This window comes from Marinitoga arctica (assembly GCF_054657315.1).
Genome location: NZ_BAAHYY010000032.1, coordinates 1 through 20,910, shown reverse-complemented (window position 1 = coordinate 20,910; position 20,910 = coordinate 1). Strand labels below are relative to the sequence as shown.

16 protein-coding genes, 1 tRNA gene and 1 pseudogene are annotated in these 20,910 nt (G+C 26.2%); 6 read left to right on the top strand and 12 right to left on the bottom strand.

Annotation, left to right across the window (positions count from 1 at the left end; genetic code table 11):
- Genes ACYQ44_RS08660 through panD form a run of 3 tightly spaced genes read right to left on the bottom strand, consistent with a single transcriptional unit; the run spans nt 1 to nt 3,676 of the window.
- Complete coding sequence (locus tag ACYQ44_RS08660; protein WP_459996596.1) at nt 1-1,992, bottom strand: alpha-amylase family glycosyl hydrolase; 1,992 nt, start codon at nt 1,990-1,992, stop codon at nt 1-3.
- Nucleotides 1,992-3,296 (bottom strand): nucleotidyltransferase, encoded by a 1,305-nt coding sequence (locus ACYQ44_RS08655; RefSeq protein WP_459996595.1) that lies wholly within the window; start codon nt 3,294-3,296, stop codon nt 1,992-1,994. The genes ACYQ44_RS08660 and ACYQ44_RS08655 overlap by 1 nt, the downstream gene beginning before the upstream one ends.
- 2 nt (nt 3,297-3,298) lie before the next feature.
- Complete coding sequence (gene panD, locus ACYQ44_RS08650; protein WP_459996594.1) at nt 3,299-3,676, bottom strand: aspartate 1-decarboxylase; 378 nt, start codon at nt 3,674-3,676, stop codon at nt 3,299-3,301.
- 189 nt (nt 3,677-3,865) lie between these two features.
- Here panD and ACYQ44_RS08645 point away from each other — a divergent pair, with 189 nt between their 5' ends.
- The gene (locus ACYQ44_RS08645; protein ID WP_459996593.1) at nt 3,866-5,629 is read left to right on the top strand and encodes an ATPase; all 1,764 of its coding nucleotides are present in this window, start codon (nt 3,866-3,868) and stop codon (nt 5,627-5,629) included.
- Nucleotides 5,630-5,659: 30 nt separating this feature from the next.
- On the opposite strand, the gene ACYQ44_RS08640 is transcribed toward ACYQ44_RS08645, so the two are convergent.
- Entirely contained in the window at nt 5,660-6,472 is an 813-nt protein-coding gene (locus ACYQ44_RS08640) for a flagellin (RefSeq protein ID WP_459996592.1), read from the bottom strand.
- A gap of 160 nt (nt 6,473-6,632) precedes the next feature.
- Here ACYQ44_RS08640 and ACYQ44_RS08635 point away from each other — a divergent pair, with 160 nt between their 5' ends.
- From ACYQ44_RS08635 to ACYQ44_RS08625, 3 genes are read left to right on the top strand one after another with little or no spacing between them, the layout of a single operon-like run.
- Entirely contained in the window at nt 6,633-7,712 is a 1,080-nt protein-coding gene (locus ACYQ44_RS08635) for a carboxypeptidase-like regulatory domain-containing protein (RefSeq protein ID WP_459996591.1), read from the top strand.
- Nucleotides 7,713-7,725: 13 nt separating this feature from the next.
- Nucleotides 7,726-10,722, top strand: a complete 2,997-nt coding sequence (locus ACYQ44_RS08630) for a hypothetical protein (RefSeq protein ID WP_459996590.1) — start codon at nt 7,726-7,728, stop codon at nt 10,720-10,722.
- Nucleotides 10,723-10,737: 15 nt separating this feature from the next.
- Complete coding sequence (locus ACYQ44_RS08625) at nt 10,738-13,365, top strand: hypothetical protein (protein ID WP_459996589.1); 2,628 nt, start codon at nt 10,738-10,740, stop codon at nt 13,363-13,365.
- A gap of 30 nt (nt 13,366-13,395) precedes the next feature.
- Here the strand turns inward: ACYQ44_RS08625 and ACYQ44_RS08620 are convergent, their stop codons facing one another.
- The 8 genes and pseudogenes from ACYQ44_RS08620 to ACYQ44_RS08585 all read right to left on the bottom strand — a co-directional run bounded on the left by ACYQ44_RS08620 (nt 13,396) and on the right by ACYQ44_RS08585 (nt 20,129).
- Nucleotides 13,396-14,040 (bottom strand): TIGR00153 family protein, encoded by a 645-nt coding sequence (locus ACYQ44_RS08620; protein ID WP_459996588.1) that lies wholly within the window; start codon nt 14,038-14,040, stop codon nt 13,396-13,398.
- Nucleotides 14,041-14,054: 14 nt separating this feature from the next.
- Nucleotides 14,055-14,994 (bottom strand): annotated as a pseudogene (locus tag ACYQ44_RS08615) (inorganic phosphate transporter).
- Nucleotides 14,995-15,230: 236 nt separating this feature from the next.
- Entirely contained in the window at nt 15,231-15,803 is a 573-nt protein-coding gene (locus tag ACYQ44_RS08610; protein WP_459996587.1) for a TetR/AcrR family transcriptional regulator, read from the bottom strand.
- 162 nt (nt 15,804-15,965) lie between these two features.
- Entirely contained in the window at nt 15,966-17,261 is a 1,296-nt protein-coding gene (locus ACYQ44_RS08605; protein WP_459996586.1) for an ABC transporter substrate-binding protein, read from the bottom strand.
- 67 nt (nt 17,262-17,328) lie between these two features.
- Nucleotides 17,329-17,892: a dephospho-CoA kinase gene (coaE, locus tag ACYQ44_RS08600; RefSeq protein WP_459996585.1), complete on the bottom strand. Its 564-nt coding sequence runs from the start codon at nt 17,890-17,892 to the stop codon at nt 17,329-17,331.
- A complete protein-coding gene (locus ACYQ44_RS08595) occupies nt 17,889-19,256 on the bottom strand; it encodes a glucose-6-phosphate isomerase (RefSeq protein WP_459996584.1) in 1,368 nt (455 codons plus the stop codon). Before ACYQ44_RS08595 ends, coaE begins: the two co-directional genes overlap by 4 nt.
- Before the next feature lie 50 nt (nt 19,257-19,306).
- Nucleotides 19,307-19,822: an adenine phosphoribosyltransferase gene (locus ACYQ44_RS08590; RefSeq protein WP_459996583.1), complete on the bottom strand. Its 516-nt coding sequence runs from the start codon at nt 19,820-19,822 to the stop codon at nt 19,307-19,309.
- Nucleotides 19,823-19,919: 97 nt separating this feature from the next.
- Nucleotides 19,920-20,129 carry a hypothetical protein gene (locus tag ACYQ44_RS08585; protein WP_459996582.1) on the bottom strand — a complete coding sequence of 70 codons (210 nt, stop codon included), beginning with the start codon at nt 20,127-20,129 and terminating at the stop codon, nt 19,920-19,922.
- Between the two features lie 77 nt (nt 20,130-20,206).
- Between ACYQ44_RS08585 and ACYQ44_RS08580 the strand changes: the two genes are divergently transcribed.
- Nucleotides 20,207-20,283 (top strand) — tRNA-Ile (locus tag ACYQ44_RS08580).
- A 275-nt stretch (nt 20,284-20,558) separates the two neighbouring features.
- Nucleotides 20,559-20,910, top strand: a 352-nt coding sequence (locus tag ACYQ44_RS08575) for a hypothetical protein (RefSeq protein WP_459996581.1), incomplete at its 3' end; no start/stop codon positions are given.

The following is a 20,910-nucleotide window of genomic DNA, read 5'->3' as shown; positions in this document are numbered from 1 at the left end:
TCACTGCCTTACTAAAATTTTTATGTTTAAACCAGGTATTTTTCCTATTTTACTGTATTCTTCACCTGTTAAGTAATCAATATATTTACCTTTTAATTCCATATCTAATTTTACCGGAGTTTTTCTAGAATTTGTAATTACTATTATTTCATCATCATTAGTATATCTTTTATATATTAATGCTCCTAATTTTGTCTTCACGACTTCATAATCTCCATATCTTAACGCATTATGCTCTTTTCTTAATTTTATAAGCTTTTTATAGTAATTATATATATCTATATTCCATAAATCTTTATTCCAAGGAAATGGTTTTCTACACCATGGATCTTTCGCACCATCCAAACCTATTTCGTCTCCATAATATATTACTGGAGCTCCAACAAATGTCATTTGAATCCCCACTGCAATTTTTAACCTATTTATATCTTTGTTTAATTCAGTTAATATTCTTGCAGTATCATGACTGTCCAACATATTCCATAATGAATGGATAACTTGAGGAGGATATTTATTTAAATAAAAGTTTGTATTTTTAATAAAATTCAACGCACTTCCACCTTTAGCGTATCCTAATGCAGCATCTCTGAATAAATAGTTCATTACAACATCAAAAGCCGGTTTTTCAAAATATTGTGTGGAATCTTTCCAATATTCTCCACTAATAATTGTATTATTGTTTATTCCTTTTACTAAAGGATAAAAGAAATCTTCCCAAAATGAATTTTTCACCTGATCAACAGCATCTAATCGCCATCCATCAATTCCATATTCCATCCATTTGCCAATAATTGTAGTTAGATATGCTTTCACTTTTGAATTATCTAAATTGAGCTTAGGTAAATCTGCATACCCCCACCAGGACAAATAACTATCCGAAGATTTTGTAACAGGAAATTTTTTTATGTAATACCAATCTAAATATTTAGAATTTTTTTGATTTTTAAATATATCCTGCATTGCAAAAAATTCGTCACCAGAATGATTAAAAACTCCATCTAACACTACTTTAATATTTTTCTTTTTTAATTTATTTAACATCTCACCAAACGTTTCTTCTGTACCAAAATGAGGATCTATTTTCAAATAATCTTTTGTATCATATTTATGACTTGATAATGACTCAAAAATTGGATTAAAATAAATAACTTCAATTCCTAAATCATTTAAATAATCAATAGAATTTATAACCCCTTGTAAATCACCACCATAAAATCCATTTGAGCCAAGTGAGTTAGATGTATATGGACCATACCAATTATTTGTATTTTTTGGATCATTATTTTTAGAGCCATTTCGAAACCTTTCAGGAAAAATTTGATAATATATAGCCCCTTTAGTCCATTCTGGAATATTCAAATAATTTATAATAGGTTTATCAAAATCAAATTCAAAATAATTTTTTTCAGGGTATTCTAAAAAAGTTTCTCCATCTTTTATTATAAATTTATATTTTAGTATATTTGCAGGAGTTGTTATATGAAATCTATATAATTCATTATTATCATATGTAATTTTTTCTTTTTTTAAAATTTTTGCATTTCCTACAAAAATAACATCCTGAACATCATTTTTTTGTACCTCTAAGGATAAATAAATCTCCCCTGGTTTAACTGGATTAATATACTTTCTTTCTTTTTTATGGTTTTTCAACCCTATTTTACCATCACCAATAGTTGGAATATACATTTTCTCTTTTTTTACTATTAATTGTGAATAAACCTTACCGTTATAATACTCAATATTTGGATTTTTATAATCTAAAATCTCTTTGTTGTCTATCAAAAATAAATATTTATATTTTCCTTCGTTTAACTCAAATTCTTTTTTCCATATACCAGTGTTAGATTTATCCATCATTATAGGTTCAAAATTTGTAAAATCCCCAATTATTGATACATTAGAAGCATCATATGTGTAATAGATTACTACATTTTTAGAAAAAGATATGGTAAATAAAGATATAAATATCATAAAAAATATTTTTTTCATTAAAATCCCCTTTCATATATTATTTTTGTTTTTTTATCCAATTCACCTTTTGAAAAATCTTTATTTTTAAATAACATAGAATATACATTTGTAGCTTTGAAATCATAATTAATCATATCAAAATATAACTTTTTATTTATTTTCCAATTTTTTCTTTTATTTTTGAGGTCTCTTTCAATATTTTTTATAATAGAAATATAATTTGAAGGGGTTGTTATAATGGGATATTGAATTTTCTTTTTCATTAAAGATAATAGTTCTTTCCCTTTTTCATTAAACCCTAATACTCTTAAATATTGAGGACCTTCTTTATTTATTTCCCTTATTAAATCATTTTTTATTTTAAAGAATACACTTAAAAGAGTCCTTTTAATCCTTGTGTAAGTAAACCTCTTGGCTTTTACTAAATGATAAAATTCTTCAATTGAAGAACTTTGTTTTGCTGATTCTATTATTCGTTGTTCTATTCCTTCATTTATGCCATATAAATCTCTCAAATCTTTTCTATCAAGTGTTCTTAAAAAAGATAATAAAGTTATCTCTAAATCTTCAATAAATATAGGTGCTTTACCTAAATTTTCTTCCTTTTTCATTATTTCAAACGTTTTTATTGGCACAGATTTTTTTATTAAATCATATTTTCTTTCTTTCCATAATTTTCTAATAGATGTTGCACTTGAAAACTTCCCTTTAAATTTATCATCATTATAATCAGCACCTAACCGTTTAATCGTATGTGGGATAATATTAGAATTATAATAATTTAAAGCCTTTAAATATTCTAATCCTAATATATCATTTGATTTTTCTATAACGAGTACTTGTTCTTTAGATAAATCACCTTTTTTCTCAAAATATTCAATAAGTGCATATTTTCTTGCATTTGGAAAAGAATATCCTTTTTTAAGATTTTTTTTAAGTGAAAACTCAAATTCTTTTGGCTGATTAAAAATTATCTCTGATATAACCTGTAACGTTTTAATATCAGATGACTCACTACCAAATACTATATCAGTTACAACTTCTGTTCTATCCAATACACCTATTGAACCTATAGCAAAACCATTTGCATCTTGAATTGAATACAAAAAAGGAAGTTCGAATATTATATCTATTCCCATATTCAATGCTATTTCTGCTCTAGAATATTTATCCATTATTGCAGGTTCTCCACGTTGAACAAAATTGCCACTCATTACACCAACTGTATAATCAGGTTTAACTAATTCTTTTGCCTTCTTCAAATGATACATATGACCATTATGAAAAGGGTTATATTCAACTATTACCCCTAATACTTTCAAATTCAACACTCCGTTCTTGGTTCTTCATGATTTTTTAATATTTTTGGATTGTTTTTATCATCAACAACAACTATTTTAGGATTACTTTTTTCTTCTTTTGAATATAGACCGTATGCCATAATAATAACTTTATCTCCAAGTTCCACCATTCTTGCAGCTGCGCCATTTAAACCAATTATCCTTGAACCTCTTGGACCTTTAATTACATACGTTTCAAATCTAGCCCCGTTATTTATATCAACAATTTGAACTAACTCATTTTCTTCAATATCTGCTAATTCCATTAATTCTTCATCTATTGTAACACTACCCTCATAATGAATATTCTTTTCCGTTACTGTAGCCCTATGAATTTTACCTTTTAAAAGTATCCTAAACATTTTTAATACCTCCTAGATTATATATTTTTGTATCATAATATTTTATCATTAAAAGTTGTATTTTTGATTTAAAATTATGGAATTTTCTATTTATTTAAATACAAAAAGCTTAACTAAATTATATCTTATTTTAAATTATTATATTTTGTGGTATAATTAATCCAAGAATACAAGATAAGGGGTGATTTTATGGCCAGAACAGTTTTAATTGATGGTAATGTTTCATATTTGTCAAATGCTCAAATTATTCATAGCCAAATATTAAAAGAATTAATTATAGAATTTTTAGAAGACTTAGAAGACAGAAGAGAGAGTCTATTAACTTTCTTTTCTTTATTTTTGAAAAATGAAGATGCTGTGGATATTAAAGAACGTTATGATCTTGATCAAATAATAAAAATGCTTTTTGCATTATCCGCTGAAAAAATAGATGAAATTGATTCATCAACATTTTATAGTTTCCCAAAACTAAGTGATAAAAAGGAGCAAATTGTTAAATTTGTTGAACGTATATATAACTTATGGAGAAATAAACATAGATTCATGATACAAAAAAGTAATTACGTTTCTAATGGCATTAAAAAAATATATAAAGAAATGATTTTGGTGAAAAATAATACTGATTTCAAAAGTTTAGTAACTAATTTTTATAGACAAATTTTAATTAATGTCTCTGATGATAGATTAAAAGTATTAAGACAATTACCAAGTGGTGCTCAAGTTGCTTTTTCAATAGATAATCCTGATTTTAAAGAAGATGTTTTTAATGGTTCAGCGGATTTATATAAAATACCATTTGTTTGGGGTGTTGTTTTTGAACCTCCTGTTATTTTCTATACTAAATCAAATAAAAGAAGAGGATTATTCAAAGTTATAGATTCTCCAATTCTAAGTAAAATCAAATTAAATCCTGAAGAATGGTTTGCTTTCCCTATTCATGTTGGAAAAAAATATATTCTGGTATATGTTTATAAAGAATTTTTAGCGATGGCTGCGGGATTAACTAATTTATTTGAATTAGCTGGATTTGGCATTGTTCAAAGAAAAAAACCAGATGGTATTTATTTCTTTGGGTTAGAAGATAATTACTTTGAAAAAAATGAAGATAAGAATGGAATTATTTATAAAGAAAAGAATGGTACATATATTGGACTTTTAGGACGTGATGATTCTATTGACTATTTTGGATACATGAAAAAAATGGTTTTAACTATTCATAATTTAATTGTTATAGATGAAGGTAATTTACCTATTCATGGTGCTTTAGCAGAAATTGTATTAAAAAATGGAAAAAAAGCAAATGTTATGCTAGTAGGAGATAGCGGAGCTGGAAAATCCGAAACTCTTGATGCATTAAATAGACTTTCAAAAGAAGTATCAGAAGTTAATATTTTAATTGATGATATGGGATCTCTAGAAATAGATCCAGGAGGAAACGTCGTTGCTTTCGGAACAGAAACCGGTGCCTTTGTAAGATTAGATGATTTACAACCAGGATATGCTTATTCAGCAATTGATAGAAGTATTTTTATGAATCCAAATGAAATAAATGCTAGGGTTATTGTTCCTTATTCAAACTATAAAGAAATTATTAAACCTACTAAAATAGATTATTTCTTATATGCAAATAATTATACTAAAGTAGAAAACAATAATTATATATCTTTTTATGAAAACTGTAAAAGTGCTTACGAAGTATTTTCCAAAGGTGCAAGAATGGCCAAAGGAACAACTTCTGAAGTTGGTCTTACATATAGTTATTTTGCTAATCCATTTGGTGCAATCCAAAGAAAAGACAAACATGAAATTATTGCTCAAAAATTTCTTGAACAAATGATAAAATCTAATGTTAAAATTGGAGAATTAAAAACTCAATTAGGAATTAATGGATTCGAAGACGAAGGGCCCGTTTTGGCAGCTAAAGCTTTGCTTAATTTAATAAACAATAAATAAAGGGAGCCATAGGCTCCCTCGCTTAAATTTTTATGGGGATTGTAAAATATTCAAAATTGATGCTGCATTTAACTGGCCAGTTTGACCTAATAACATCGAAGTAATTTGCTCCAAATTCTGATTCCGCAAATATTCTACCATTGTTCTTGCAATATCAGCTCCCACAATTCTATCTTCAGCCTCAGTTAAATTTTCTGTTCTGTTTAAGATATTTTCTGCTGCTGCACCTAATCTATTGATATATGATCCTACTTGAGTTCTTGTATTTGTTACTGTTTCAAAAGTATTATCTAAAGTTTCTAAAGCTTGTTCTGCACCCTCTTGTGTTGTTAAATTGATATCTCCTAAATTTAATGCTTCTGGTCTCATATCTTGAATTTCTACATTTAACTCATTTCTTCCACTAGCATCTAACGGAAGTTGAACTTGAAATTCTCCATTCAATAAATTCTGATTATTGTATTCTGTTTGTCTTACAGTTTCTGAAATTTCCTGTTTTAATTGATCAAATTCTTCTTGCAAAGCTATTCTTGCTTCATCTGTTAAAGTGTCATTTGATGCCTGGCTAGCTAATTCCCTCATCCTACCTAAAGTATCTTGAATCGAAGAAATACCTTGATCAGCTACATTTAATGCTCCTATTCCATCATATATATTTCTTACAGCCTGATATGCAGATCTAAACTGAGTATTTAATCTTTGCCCTATTGTAAATCCAGCTGGATCAACTGCTGCACTTACTAATCTATTTCCACTCGCAAGTTGTTGAGAACGTTGCAATAACAAATTAGATAAATTCGATAATCTATTAGTCTGATTTAAATAATTATTACCAATTCTCATTTGGGTTCCCTCCCTTTCATCATCCTAATAATTTAGACAATATTTATAAAAAAAAGTTCAAAATTAACTTCTTATTAATGAACTTTATATAATAAAAAATGTCTAAACGTTTGTACTATTAATATTAATTTAATAATTAATTAATTGAGGGGGTGTAAAAATGGGAAAAATATTTTTTTCTATTATTATGACATTTATTCTTTTATTTTTATTATTTTCTTGCGAAAGAATACAACCTGCAGAAGAAGGAGTAATAAAATTTATAGTAAAAGATAAATTTTCAACCGAATCTATTTCTGGAGCTCAAATCAAAATAACACAGAATGGGGATTTAAAAGTTAGTGCTTTTACAGATGAAAATGGGGAATACAATTTCACTTTAGCTGAAGGAGACTATAATTACGAAGTTATAAAATTAAATTATTTTCCAGTAAATGGTGAGGCTAAAGTGTATGCTAATGAAACCAGAACTGCAAATGTATTATTAGAGCCGACTAATAAACCACCTATTATTAATGATTATCATAAACCCAATGTTGATACTGTGGTTGGAACAAAAGTTTTATTTGAATGGGAAGCATATGATCCAGAAGGTAGTCCTTTAACCTTTGATTTTTATCTATCTGATATATATGATGAAGTAAATAATCTAATTAAAAACACATATACTAGTACAAATTTAAATACAAAATTATTAAAAGATGTAATTTTAAATTATTCTTCAACATATTATTGGAGAATTGTTGCAAAAGATGGAATGTATGAGATACCAGGTCCTATATGGAGTTTTAATTTTACAAAGAAAGAAGAAGGAACTTTACCAGATTTATATTTTAATATTGAAACAATGAACTTAAATAAAAATTCAACAACTTCCTTTATGATAAAATCTTCATTTTCTGAAAATATTTATGGTTTTGATATAAGAATTGGTTATGATCCACTCTTTATTACAATAAATCCCGATGAATGTTTTGAAAATAATACACTTAATAATACTGATTTCCATATTATTAAAAAAATCATAAAATACGATGACCATAATGAATTTATTTTTAGTGTCGTTTCAAATTCTAATAATTTTATAATACCAGAAAATCCAATAGAAATTATATTACACTCTATTAATAACGGAAATACAAAAATAAATTTTGAAAAATCCGCATATATTTTCGGACCAAATGAACCAGAAATACTTTTCTCAACAGGTGACTCTATAACAGTCACCATCTCGGAATAAAGGGGGTGAGAATATGAAAAAAAGAACATTATTTTTACTTATATTGTTTATAATTTTTCTATTAACTTCTTGTTTTAATTTTAAAAATTCAAAAAATATTATAAAAGAAAATTTAAATTCTATTATTATTGAAAAATCCGGAAATGAATTTATAGTGAAATCAAATATAGAGGCTGATTCCTTTGAATTAATAATAGAAAATATCGATACAAAAAATATTTATATACCTTCAGAATTTTTAAAAATAATAAAAAAAGAAAAATATTTAAAAGTTGCTATTTCTTCACCAAAAACTATTCATTCTGGAGACATAATAATGAAAATAAATAAGAAGAATTTTAAAATTATTAATGTTGAAAGTTATAATAGATTTTCTATTACCAAAAATATCGATTATTATGACAAGGGTGTTTCGTTTGGATTATTAGGGGATTTTGATTTTGATGGAAAAGTCGGAATAAGTGATTTTTCATCATTTACATCATTTTATGGCAATGAAAGAGTAGAATTTAATGGTAACATGAAAGATTTTGATTTAATAGATATTGGTCCTGCTATAAATTTCTCTCATAAAGGAATATGGAATGATATTTTTGATTTAGCAATTCCTGATGGGAAAATTAGTTTATCAGATTTTTCTATTTTTGCATTTAATTATAATAAAAATATTATTTCTTCCCAACCAACTATAGTAGTAAATGAAAATACAAATATTTCTGAAATCCAGGATAACATAGAAAAAAATATTGTCAAGGGATTAAAACAAATTCCTACATTAATTAGCACTATTACAGATTTCATAACAAATAATCCTGATCTTATAAACTCAATTTCATCTTCTTTTTTAACAGAAAGCTCTACGCCAATTATAAAATATTTAATTAATATGACAGACGCTACTGAAACTTCGTTATTAGCGATTGTAGAAGATATAAATGAATTTTCTAATCTACTTGGAAATGTACAATATGGATATTTATATAACGATATTAAACTTGAGATAAATAATTTTGATTGGGATGGTGACGGAACTTTAGAACCCTCAATACCTTTAAAATTAAAAGTAAAAAATAATAATAGTATTGATTTTTATGAACTATTTTATTCTGAAAACATACCTGAAATAATTGGGATAGTTCCAAGTGGAGGAGATGCTATATTTGATTATGAAAGTTTTACTCAAAATGTTGATGAAAATTATACTCCTATTTTTAATGATGATGATTATATATTAATCGATGAAGGTACAGCTGCTGGTATAAGTTTATTCACCAATATTATAGGAATAATAGGAAAAGCCTTATTTATATATGATCTTAATAATCCTTCATTAAATATCAAAAATGCTATAGACAATAATGAAAATTTAGAAGAATATATTTCTAATCTTTTAATTGATTTATTAAAAAACCCTCCTCCTATTGATTCAGAAAAAATTTTAGGAGAAGAATTACAAAATTCAATATTTGGAAATATGTTAATCTTTAGAGATGATAACAAATCTATTGAATTAATTAACAATATAAAAGATGATATATTATCTCTCCATGACCTGATTAAAACAATTTTTGAAGATAAAATTATGGATTATATCAAAATACCTCATGATTTTACATCTGGTGAAAAGCCTCCTGTCCCAGATTACATATTTAATGATTCAATGGAATTTTTAAAAGAAATGGAATTTTTGTCTAATCTTATTAATAATCCATCAGAAAGTGTTAAAATATCTATTGGATATAATCAATATTTAAATTTACATCCGGGTATATTTTTTGATAATCCTTCAGAATTTTCGGATTTAAATTTATTCCTACCAGATATTTCTCTTATTTCTACTTATGACTCGACAAAAATTTTATTCGAATTACCTGATCCTACATTTAAAGGTTTAATAGATGGGCTAGATTCAACATTTACTATTAATATGGAAGACTTTGGAAAAGAACAATATATAATAAATCTATACAATCCTCTAAACGGTGAAATATTTATTTCTACTGAACCATATACAAGTCTAACTTTTTCATGGGAAAATATCAATAACATTTATGATTATTCCTTCCGACTTACATCTGCAAAAAAATTCATCGAAAGCTCATATAATTATATTGAGAATTTCGATTATACTCAAAATAATTACTATAATCTTGAATTAAAAGATGGAATTTATTTATGGTTAGTTGAAACAAATGATCTTGAATACAGCAAAAATTATATATCACCTATAAGAAGTTTTAATATTTTAAAAAATAATAATTTAGAGCTAGAGGTTAATGGACCTTCTAATTTGGAAAGATCTACTCCTTTAGATATAATTTCATTTAGTGCAACAAGTTTATCAAATTCTCTGATAAAGTATTATGTTTTAATAATGAATGATTGGGGGGAAGTATATACAAAACCCAATATTTTTGAACATAATATAACTGGTACTTCTGGTGATATTATAGAAATAGAATTATGGAAATTATTTAATGGACAACAAAATGACGGTATTTATTACTATGCTATAATAGCTGATGATGGAAACAATATAATAATTTCACCTGTAAAATCATTTATGTATGATAACACTCTATATAATAATTTTGTTAGATTTAATACAGAACAAATTAATTTAACTGACACTGCTACCTTTTCTATTATGACAAAAGGAAATAATATAAATGATGTGAAAGGTTTAGAGATTCATTTAAAGGTTGATCCAGAGCTAATATCTATTGATTCCAGTTCTTTAAAAATAGGTTCTAGTAATGGTTTTATTAAATCATCTATTAAATCAGATAATTGGAACAATGAGGAATATATGGAGATTATCATTTCTATATACTCAGATTCAAGTTTTGATTTATCCAATACAGAAATTGCAGAATTTGAAATAAACAAAAAAGGATTTTTTACTAATACTTTTATTTATATTATTGATAGTTTTGTGCTATTCAAAGACGATACCACACCTATTAGAATTGAAGTTGAAAACAACTTAGAAATAATAGATTCAGAGTAAAGGGGGGATTTTTGAATGAAAAATTATAAATTATTAATAATAGTAATAGCAATAATAACATTAATATTATTAGGATGTGTAAGAAAAAATGATAATTTAAAAAACAACTTAGATAATAATGTAGCAAATATTATCAATATTGAATACTTTGAAAATATTTCTGTTATAAAATCAAAAATTGAAGCAGATTCTTTTGAATTTTTAATCAATGATATTACTCCAGATAAAATTGAAATTCCACCATCTTTTATGAGTATTATAAAAGAAAAAGATGGAAAATTACTTGTGGCTATTTCCACTTCTAAGATTGCAGAAATTGGTGATACACTTTTAAAAATCCATTCAAAAAATTTCACAATAGAAAAAGTTGATTATTTCTCAAGGATATCTATAAATAAAGATTTTGAAGAATGGAATCCTTATAATTGGAAACGGGGTGGATTACTTGGAGATTTCAATTTAGATGGAAAAATTGGTTTAACAGACTTTGCTTCATTTATATACTATTATGGAATGGATTCACAGCAAGAAAATGTTCCTCCTGAATTTGCAAGATTTGATATAGGTCCAGCATTAAACATTGTTAAAAAAGATATGTGGGCTAATATTTATGATTATAAATTAGAAGATCAAAAGGTTAATATAATAGATTTCTCAATTTTCACTGCTAATTTTGGTTATGATATTTCGTTAATTCCCACACCTGAAATAATAACTTTAAACTCAAATACTAATATCTCCGATATCTCAACAGAAATTTATAGAAATATCGCCTATGTATTTTTAAACCTCTTCTCATTAGATGATGAAATTATGTCTATTTTAGATAATCATAGTAATTTTATAAATTCAATACTCTTATCTTTAGAAAACGAAGATATCTTAGAATTAATTACAAATATAATTAATATGCCAGACTCTCTTGAAACCTCTATAATAAATTTAATAGAAAAAATAGGTAATTATTCCAAAAATTTAAAACTAGACGATTATCTTGATGTAAATTTCAAATGGGAAATAAATGATTTTGACTGGAATGGTGATGGAATAATTAATAATGACACAGAACTACATATTGAAGCAACTGTAACTTATATTGATGAACCTGAACCTCAAAGAAAGAGTTTAGGATTATATACAGATCTAATATTAAATAATTTTACAAATATTGAAAATATTGAATTTATTGGTATTGATAAAAATACACCTGGTGATGCTATTCTTGATTGGGATTTAATAGAACAATTGATAAATAGTGATTTGATATTGAACTACACTCCAATATTTGATGAAAATGATTATTTAGTTATTGATGAAGGAATTATCTCTATACTATCTTTCATCTTTGATAATATTTATGCCCAAAGTAAATTCTTATTATTATATAATCTAACTACACCATCTGCAACACTTGTTAATATTTTATCCTCTGAATCACCAGAAGCTTCATTCATGGAGTTATTTTATAATTTGGCTGATGATTATATTATTACTAGTGAAGAATTAATAGATAATATTTTAGGGGATATGTTAAATGCAAGAGATAATTCATTTGAAACAAGCGTTGCATCTATTCAAAATTCTATACTTTCTTTAAAAGATTCTATAAATTATAGTTTACAGGATTTCATAATGGATTATTTATATCAAGATCATGATATTTCATCTGGACCAATGGAGTCATTTTCAATTTGGAAACTATTTGATCAAAATATTACAAATTTATCAATAACAGATATAAATTATCCAATGCCTATAGCTAATTCAATTATATTATATCCTGCAGTATTTTTTGAAAATCTTTCAAACTATACTAGCTTAAATAATTATTTACCAGATATTACAATAGAGGGTACAGTTGATTTTCAATCAACAGAAATTGAAAAAATAATTTTAAATTTCCCAGATCCGCATTTTAATGGCTTAATAAGTGGATTATCAAATCCTTTAGAAATAAACTTTTATCAAAACCCAAATCCTGAAATCGTTGAATACGAAATAGAAGGAATTACACGAGTTCCAATTCCAAATGAAACCGGGAATGCTTCTCCAGTTTTAGCATTAAGATTCGATGCTCAAATTTTAAATCCAGAAAATATAAATTATGTTATTATAGAAAAGGATAATGAAGAATTAACCTATTTGGAAAATATAGAAGATACTTATTATTATAAAGAAGTATATTTTAATCCAGAAGATAAAAATTTATACGGAAATAGCAATTATACTATTAAAGTTTATAACTTTAATAATGAAATGGTTGACTCTCAAATAATGTATTTAGGAGAATTATATCCACAGAATACATTTGAGGTTATTTCCCCTCTAAATGATGAAACTTTTAGTTTAGGAAATGACATAACACTTCAGTGGAATTTAATAAATTTAACTCTTCCATACGAGGGAGCTGAAATAAATGTTTTTAAATATAATAATATTCTTGAAGAGTTTGAATGGGATAATAGAATAAGAATTGCTGATAATTATGATTCTAATACACCATATTTTTCAATAAATAATGAAGTTTATACTATACCATCAAATATCTTTGATTCACCAGGGAAATATCTTTTAGAATTAGTAATATACAACTGGTCAAATCACACATCCTTTGAATATCATGTTGTGATAAATATTAATTAAATAATAAAAAAAGTATAGCTTCTCGCGAAGCTATACTTTTCTTTTATATATAATAATTTGAATTCTATCCGAAACATCTTCTGATGTATCAGAAATATCTGCTATTCTGTGAACAAGTTTTTTTAATTGTATTTTTTCTGCAAGTGAAATTTCTAAAGAAAAAATTTTTCTAATAGTATTCCTTTCGATTATATCTGTTTCATGTTCATAATTTTCTGTCTTTAATATCATTTCATTTGCCTTCTCAAAATCTTCAAACATCTCTTTTGCTGCTTCTTTAACTGCCTTATATGTAAACCATGATTTTTCAACCAATTCTTGCAAATCTAAGAAAATATCTTTAGGTACAATTAAACTTTGTAATTCAATTTCATCGGCAACACTTTCAGCTTTATTTGCTATTCTATCAATTGACTCAATAGTTCCAAGTAAATCACCCCTAAAATTGGGCAAAAATGCACCTGAATACATTTCTTCTTCTGCTTGTCTTCTAATTTGGTCTGCTACAGTTTCCGCATTTCTTACTTCATCTGATAATTTCTTAATTTCTTCTAAATTTCCATCAAGATTTTTTATTAATTTAACTAGTGTTTCAATTGTGTTGTCCACCGCATCTAAATGTTCATTAAATAAATCTATTATTTTTTTCTCCTTTTTTCCAAAAAATAAACCCATATGAACACCTCCAGTTATATACTTATTTTAAAAATTCCTTTTAATATAAGATATATTAATGCTGTTATTAAACCAGCGGAAATTGGTGTATTTACCCATGCACTTAAAATTTTTAACAATACCTTTTTATTTGCTAACCTTGAACCTCTTGCATATCCTGCACCAATTACGGCCCCTACTATCGCTTGAGATGTTGAAACTGGAATTCCTAATATTGCATATATCCAAACAGTAATTGATTCACCTAATACAGCTATTGCAGCCGAAAAATAATCTAATTCTATTATTTGCACTCCCACAGTCATCATAACCTTATAACTATATGTCAATACCCCAAATGCTATTGCCAATCCTCCTACCAATGCTGCCATTTCTACTCCTATAGAACTTGCAAATACTCCTGTAATATTTGCAACATTATTTGCACCCAAAGAATAAGAACCATAAGCACCAATGATTAAAGTTGCAATTTGGACAGTTCGTTCTTTAATATAGATTGATTTTATCTTATTAAAAGGAATAGATAATATCTTATAGGATAAAAAACCAAAAATTGCTCCTCCTATTGGTGTACCAACCCAAGCAAGAATTAATTTAAATATAATTGACCATTTAACTCCACCTTCTATTAAGCCAACCGCCATTATTGAACCAACAATAGCTTGAGATGAAGATACAGGAACTCCAAAATAAGTCATTACTGTCATTGTAATAGCTGCAGACAATACAGATATAGAACCTGATAATAAACTTTGAGCAGTTACATTACTTATAGTTTCTATCCCTTTTGCTCCTCCTAAAATAGCTCCAATTAAAATAAAAACTGCTGAAATTATAGTTGCAATTCTATATTTAACAATTTTATTTGAAACAGCTGTCCCAAATATATTAGCTGCATCATTTGCACCTAATGACCACCCAAAAAAAAACTGCAGGTAATAAATATAAAAACATATACTCACCTCTCGTGTAAATATATATTAATATTTTAATCCAATAACATGCATTAAAATATTAAATTATATCGTCTTTTTTAAAAAAATCATTAGTTGTATTGTATAATAAAATCTTCAATTTTTAAAAAGTAAAAAATATAGATAAGATATAATTACATTTGATTAAATCTAAATATTCTTGTAATACTACTATTTATAAAAAAATGAGGAATAATTTCCTCATTTTTTTATATATTAAAATCCTTTAATATCCGGTAATTCTTCTTTTTTATTGAAAAAGTTCTTTAAACTTGATAACTCATTATCAATTACATCAGGATTTACTGCAATTTTAAAACTTAATCCTATCAAAAATGTTTTTATAACCTCAGCATTCTTATCCATATCATCCATACCAATCTCATGAATTTCTAAAAATTCTTTTATTACCTTAGTAAAATTCATATCAAGCAATCTAGCTTTTCTTGATACTTCTTTTTGTCTATAAGGATAAGTAATAATTTGAGAGAAAGCTCTCATGTATTTAGGTGGATCAAATATTTTTCTTATTTTTTCTTCAGCAGTCATTGTCCTTTTTTTAAATATTTCGCTTATCCAATCTTCTAAAATACTTTCACCAGTAGCAACAAGAGCTCCATCTTTAGATCCAAAATAATAATGTAATGAGGCTATAGTTAGATTTGCCATTTCTGAAATATGTCTTGTTGTAGCTTCAGCTATTGATTCTTCTGTAATTATTTTTATAATAGAATCCATTAAATTTTCTTTTCTTTTTGCTCTTAATGTTGGGTTTGGCCGTCTAGCCATAAAAATTAACCTCCTTTTTATCATTTTATAATCAAATTATATCATCAATTTATCTAATTGTCAAATCACCTGATATATTTAAATAGTTATTTTTTTGTAACTTTTATTTTTATTTTAAATAAAAAAGCGAGGTGTTAAACACCTCGCTAACTTATCTAAAAATTATTCTGCATATTCATCATTTTCCATTAATAGATTTTTTAATTCTTCAATCATTCTATTATAAGCTTCTTCTGCTGTAATTTTGTCATATAAAAAATCGCTTGTAATTGTTCCTAAAGCTCCTCTAATATCATACCATGCTGCTGGTTTTGGATCTGGAACCGCTGTTTTCAAAGAATTTAATGCAATAGTTGGTTTTTCATCATTTGCCACATATGATTTCCATTGTTCTGTTTCCACAACATCTTTTCTAACTGGGACATAACCTGTATTTACTGCCCAATAAGCTTGATTTACTTTATCTAATAAGAAATTCATAAACATCCATGCAGCTTGTTTTTGTTCATTTGATGCCCATGCAAACATTATTAAATCTGTTCCTGCTATAGGTGAATGAGGAACACCATCTTCTGATGGCAATGGTGCCCATGACCATTCATATTTCCCTTGAATTGATTTTTCTACATATGGTTTTCCAGCTATTGTTCCCATATACATTGCAATTTGCCCATTTCCAAATGGATCGTTTAAATATCCTCCTTGAACAAATGCAACTTCGTCTGCTTTTAATTTATACATAAAATTTAATGTTTTTATAGTTGTTTCTTTATCTAACACTATTTTCCATTTCCCATTCCCAGCATAATCTAATACTTTTCCATTCATAGCATATAAAAAGATTTGGAAATCATCTACTGTGGTTCTATAACCTAAACCATATTGATCAATTGTTCCGTCTCCATCTAAATCTTCAGTTAACATTGAAGCTACATCATATAATTCATCCAATGTTTTTGGAGGCTCTACTCCATATAAATCAAATAAGTCTATATTATAATAATTTGTGTATACACTTTTGTTAAAAGGTATAGAATAAACCGTATCTCCCCATGTACACATGTCTTTAAACACTTGATATATTTGATTTTCCCAAACTTTTTTAAATTCAGCATCACCGAATATGAATTTGTTTAATGGTTCTACAACACCTTCACTTTGAAGATATTTTGATGTCCAGTTAGAATATGCTTGAGCTAAAACTGGTAAATTTTCTCTTGTACCTTCATTATATGCAACTACAGTACTTAATAATTTTCTTGATAATGCACCATAATTACCAACGTAAACAGGAACAACTTCTATATAAGGATTTTCCCTGTTAAAGGCTGCAACTAATTCTTCCAATGTTTTTCCATGTCCCCCACCCATAGCATGCCAAAATTCTACCTTAATTTTTTCACCAAAAGAAAAAACCACAACAAATAATAACAAAAATACTAATAATAGCTTCTTCACCTAAACCCACCTCCTAATTAGATTGATTAGCATTATATTATACTACACATAATTAAATAAAATCAAATTAAATTTTTTTAAGAATCTTTAATAATTCCTTCTTAATACTAGCTAATCCTTTATTATTATCAATTTTAAAATCATATTTGTATTTTATATCTTTCTGTGATTTAATGATATTATTTGCCTTTTCTAGTGGAATTTTCCTAAATTCCACTAATCTCTTTAATCTAATTTCCTCAGAAGCATTTATAAAAATTATATAATCACATATATTTGATAACCCTATTTTTTCTATTAGTGCTCCATCTATAAAAATTATATCTGTTTCTATATTTTCTATCATTTCTAATACTCTTTTTTTTATCATAGGGTGAATTATAGAATTTAACTTTTCTAATTTTTCTTTATTATTAAAAACTATTCTTGATAATTCTTTTCTATTTACTTCATTATTCTCAAATATTTTTTCTCCAAATTCTTCTTTCAACTTTCTCTTTATCTCACTATATTTTAATATTTCATGTCCTATTTTATCTAAATCTAGAACAATATAGCCAAGATCCCTTAGAATCTTGGCTATTTCACTTTTTCCACTACCTGCATAACCTGTTATCCCTATAACAATCATAATATAAACTTTTCCTTTTTTTGCGTTTTTTCTTTAACTTCTCTTGCAAATTCTTCATATCCTCCTCTTCCCATAAGAGCATATGTAACTTTTTTCCCTAGTTCAACCCCTGGCTGATCATATGCATTTATATTTAATAGTTTTCCCATAATGGCTGTTTGAAACTCATACATAAAGAAAAATTGACCAATATTAAATGCATTTATTTCTGGAAATATAACTTTCATATTCGGCTTTCCATGTTCTGTTAAAGCGTATTCAGTTCCAAATAATTCTGTATTTAATAAATCAGCTAATGTTTTTCCACCTAAGTAAGATAATTCTGAATATTCTTCATGAACTTTTGGAATTTTTATATTTCTTTCAAATTTTTCTAATTTAATAAATGTAAATATTTTATCATCAGGACCTTCATTGTATAATTGAACTTGAGAATGTTGATCGGTAGCTCCTAAAGCTTTTACAGGTGTTTGCCCAACTTTTACTATTTTACCATTTATATCATATTTTTTCCCCAAACTCTCTGCCCATAATTGTCTATACCAATCAGCTAATAATAACAATTTATTTGAATATGGCATCATAACAGAAATATTGTATCCTTTTTTATAGTAGAGAAAATGAAGTAAAGCATTTAATGCAGCTGGATTTTCATAAACATTTTTATTTGAAACTCTTTCTAACATTGATTTAGCACCATTCAATAAGTCTATTATGTCTATACCACCTGCTAGAGCAGAAAGCAATCCCACTGGAGTTAAAACACTAAACCTCCCTCCTACCTCCTGAGGTATGTCGAGAGTTTCTATTCCCTCCTCTTCTGCTATCTTTCTTAATATTCCATTTTTAGGATCAGTTGTAAAAATTATATGTTTTTTAGGATCCAAACCATAACTTTCTATTATACCCCTTGCAATCAGATAATTTGACATAGCTTCAGCTGTTGTTCCTGATTTTGAAATAACATTAAATAATGTAGTATGTGGATCAATTTGATCTAAAACAGAAGAAACAAAATCTGGATCCACATTATCCACAATAAATATTTTAGGAGTTTTTCTATTTGGCATATAATTATAATTTAAAGGATTTAAAGTAGTTTGTAATGCTATATTACCTAACGCCGATCCTCCAATTCCCAAAACCACAAAACTATCAAAAGATTGTATCCATTCTTGAATATCTAGTATCTTATCTAAAAATTTTGTGTTTTTAGGAAGTTTTAAAAATCCTGGTTCTTCTTCTAATATTTCAGATATTATATTTTCAATTTTATTCTTATATTCATTTATTTCTTCATATTTTATTCCTTTTTCAATATTAGGATAAAACATATTAGTAAAGTCAAACTTTATACCTTTCATAATACCCCTCCACTCAAATAATATATTTATAAATATACATAAAAATAAATCTAATATATTAATATACTTTCAATTTTTATATTATTATCAAATTTTTCTCTTGGATTCAAAAAACTTAATTCAATTAAAGATAAAATTCCTGCAACTTCTGCTCCAAGATTATTAACAAGAGTTTCAATTGCTTTTATCGTACCTCCAGTAGCTAAAACATCATCAACAATTAATACTTTTTCTCCTTTTTTCAGCGCATCCTTATGCATTTGTATTTTTGCTTCACCATATTCAAGAGAATAAGATACTTCAACAACATCATAAGGAAGCTTTCCTGGTTTTCTTACAGGTACTAATTTTTTCCCCAATTTATAAGCCAAAGCTGAACCAAATAAAAAACCTCTTGCTTCCGGAACTATTATGGCATCAAATTTTAAATCTTTAACTCTTTCTGCCATAGTATCTATAACTTCTTTAAAAGCTTCCGGTGTTGCTAATAATGGAGTAATATCTTTAAATATAATACCTGGCTTTGGAAAATTTGGAATATCTCTAATATAATCTTCAAAATTCATTTTTATTCCTCCTTCGAATTTTTTACAAAAGTATTTTATCATATTTTTTTTAAAAAACAATATCGTCTAAATATATAAATAAAAAAACCCCAATTTTTTAATGGGGTTTTTTTGATTTACTACTATAAGAATAATTTAATAAAAAAACTATCTTTTTTTCCAATTCAATTAATGTTACCTTATGACCTTCCTTTAGTGTTTCAAATACTGCTTTCAAAACCAAAACTCTCGGATATTTGTTTAATATTATTTTAACTGGATCGCTATTATTAAAGTTTTTTTTACTTTCAACATCTAATGTTTTCATTTTTTTATCACTCCCTTCAAAAAAACCTCTTGACAAAAATAAAATTAGATGTTATAATCTAATCGCTTAAGTTGTTAGGGCTCGTAGCTCAGTTGGTGAGAGCTTCCGGCTCATAACCGGGAGGTCGGTGGTTCGAATCCACCCGAGCCCACCAGAATTCAGGGTTAATATAACCCTGAATTTTTTTTACTCACTACTATTTTAATATATTTTATTTTTTTTGTCAAGTTTTTTATATTTTTATGTTAAATTTTTAATTGTTAGAATATTCTTCTATACTTGGTTTGGATTTTAATTTTTTTGTTACGTATTTTTATATAAAAAGTTACTTTTTTAGATATTATCTTTTATTCTGAAAGTTATAGTTATTTGTTTTTTATGATATAATATTAATCGAACGTTTGATATATTAATAAAGGGGTGATTTTTATGAAAAAAATGTTAATTTTATTTGTAATATTCATAAGTTTCATTCATATTTATGCTATAAAAATAAGAACATTAGAAAATGAAAATATTGATGGTGAATTTATATCAATGACTAATAATTTGTTTTTTTTAAAAATTAACAAAAAGATTAATAAAATCCCTCTTTCTAATATAAAAGATTTTACTTTAACTCAAAAAGAAAAAGAAAAAATGTTTTTTACTTTAAAAAAAAATTATACTTTCAAAGGATATTTAATTAAAATCGAAGATGATTTCTTTACTTTTAAAAATAAGAATTCGTTATTTAAAATATATAAGGATGAAATAAAATCTATTATTATTAGAGAAAGAT

Bases quoted from the DNA above. Each gene is read 5' to 3' on its own strand.
- ACYQ44_RS08660 (WP_459996596.1), bottom strand. From the start codon at position 1,992: ATGAAAAAAATATTTTTTATGATATTTATATCTTTATTTACCATATCT.
- panD (WP_459996594.1), bottom strand. From the start codon at position 3,676: ATGTTTAGGATACTTTTAAAAGGTAAAATTCATAGGGCTACAGTAACG.
- ACYQ44_RS08645 (WP_459996593.1), top strand. From the start codon at position 3,866: ATGGCCAGAACAGTTTTAATTGATGGTAATGTTTCATATTTGTCAAAT.
- ACYQ44_RS08640 (WP_459996592.1), bottom strand. From the start codon at position 6,472: ATGAGAATTGGTAATAATTATTTAAATCAGACTAATAGATTATCGAAT.
- ACYQ44_RS08635 (WP_459996591.1), top strand. From the start codon at position 6,633: ATGGGAAAAATATTTTTTTCTATTATTATGACATTTATTCTTTTATTT.
- ACYQ44_RS08630 (WP_459996590.1), top strand. From the start codon at position 7,726: ATGAAAAAAAGAACATTATTTTTACTTATATTGTTTATAATTTTTCTA.
- ACYQ44_RS08625 (WP_459996589.1), top strand. From the start codon at position 10,738: ATGAAAAATTATAAATTATTAATAATAGTAATAGCAATAATAACATTA.
- ACYQ44_RS08620 (WP_459996588.1), bottom strand. From the start codon at position 14,040: ATGGGTTTATTTTTTGGAAAAAAGGAGAAAAAAATAATAGATTTATTT.
- ACYQ44_RS08610 (WP_459996587.1), bottom strand. From the start codon at position 15,803: ATGGCTAGACGGCCAAACCCAACATTAAGAGCAAAAAGAAAAGAAAAT.
- coaE (WP_459996585.1), bottom strand. From the start codon at position 17,892: ATGATTGTTATAGGGATAACAGGTTATGCAGGTAGTGGAAAAAGTGAA.
- ACYQ44_RS08595 (WP_459996584.1), bottom strand. From the start codon at position 19,256: ATGAAAGGTATAAAGTTTGACTTTACTAATATGTTTTATCCTAATATT.
- ACYQ44_RS08590 (WP_459996583.1), bottom strand. From the start codon at position 19,822: ATGAATTTTGAAGATTATATTAGAGATATTCCAAATTTTCCAAAGCCA.
- ACYQ44_RS08585 (WP_459996582.1), bottom strand. From the start codon at position 20,129: ATGAAAACATTAGATGTTGAAAGTAAAAAAAACTTTAATAATAGCGAT.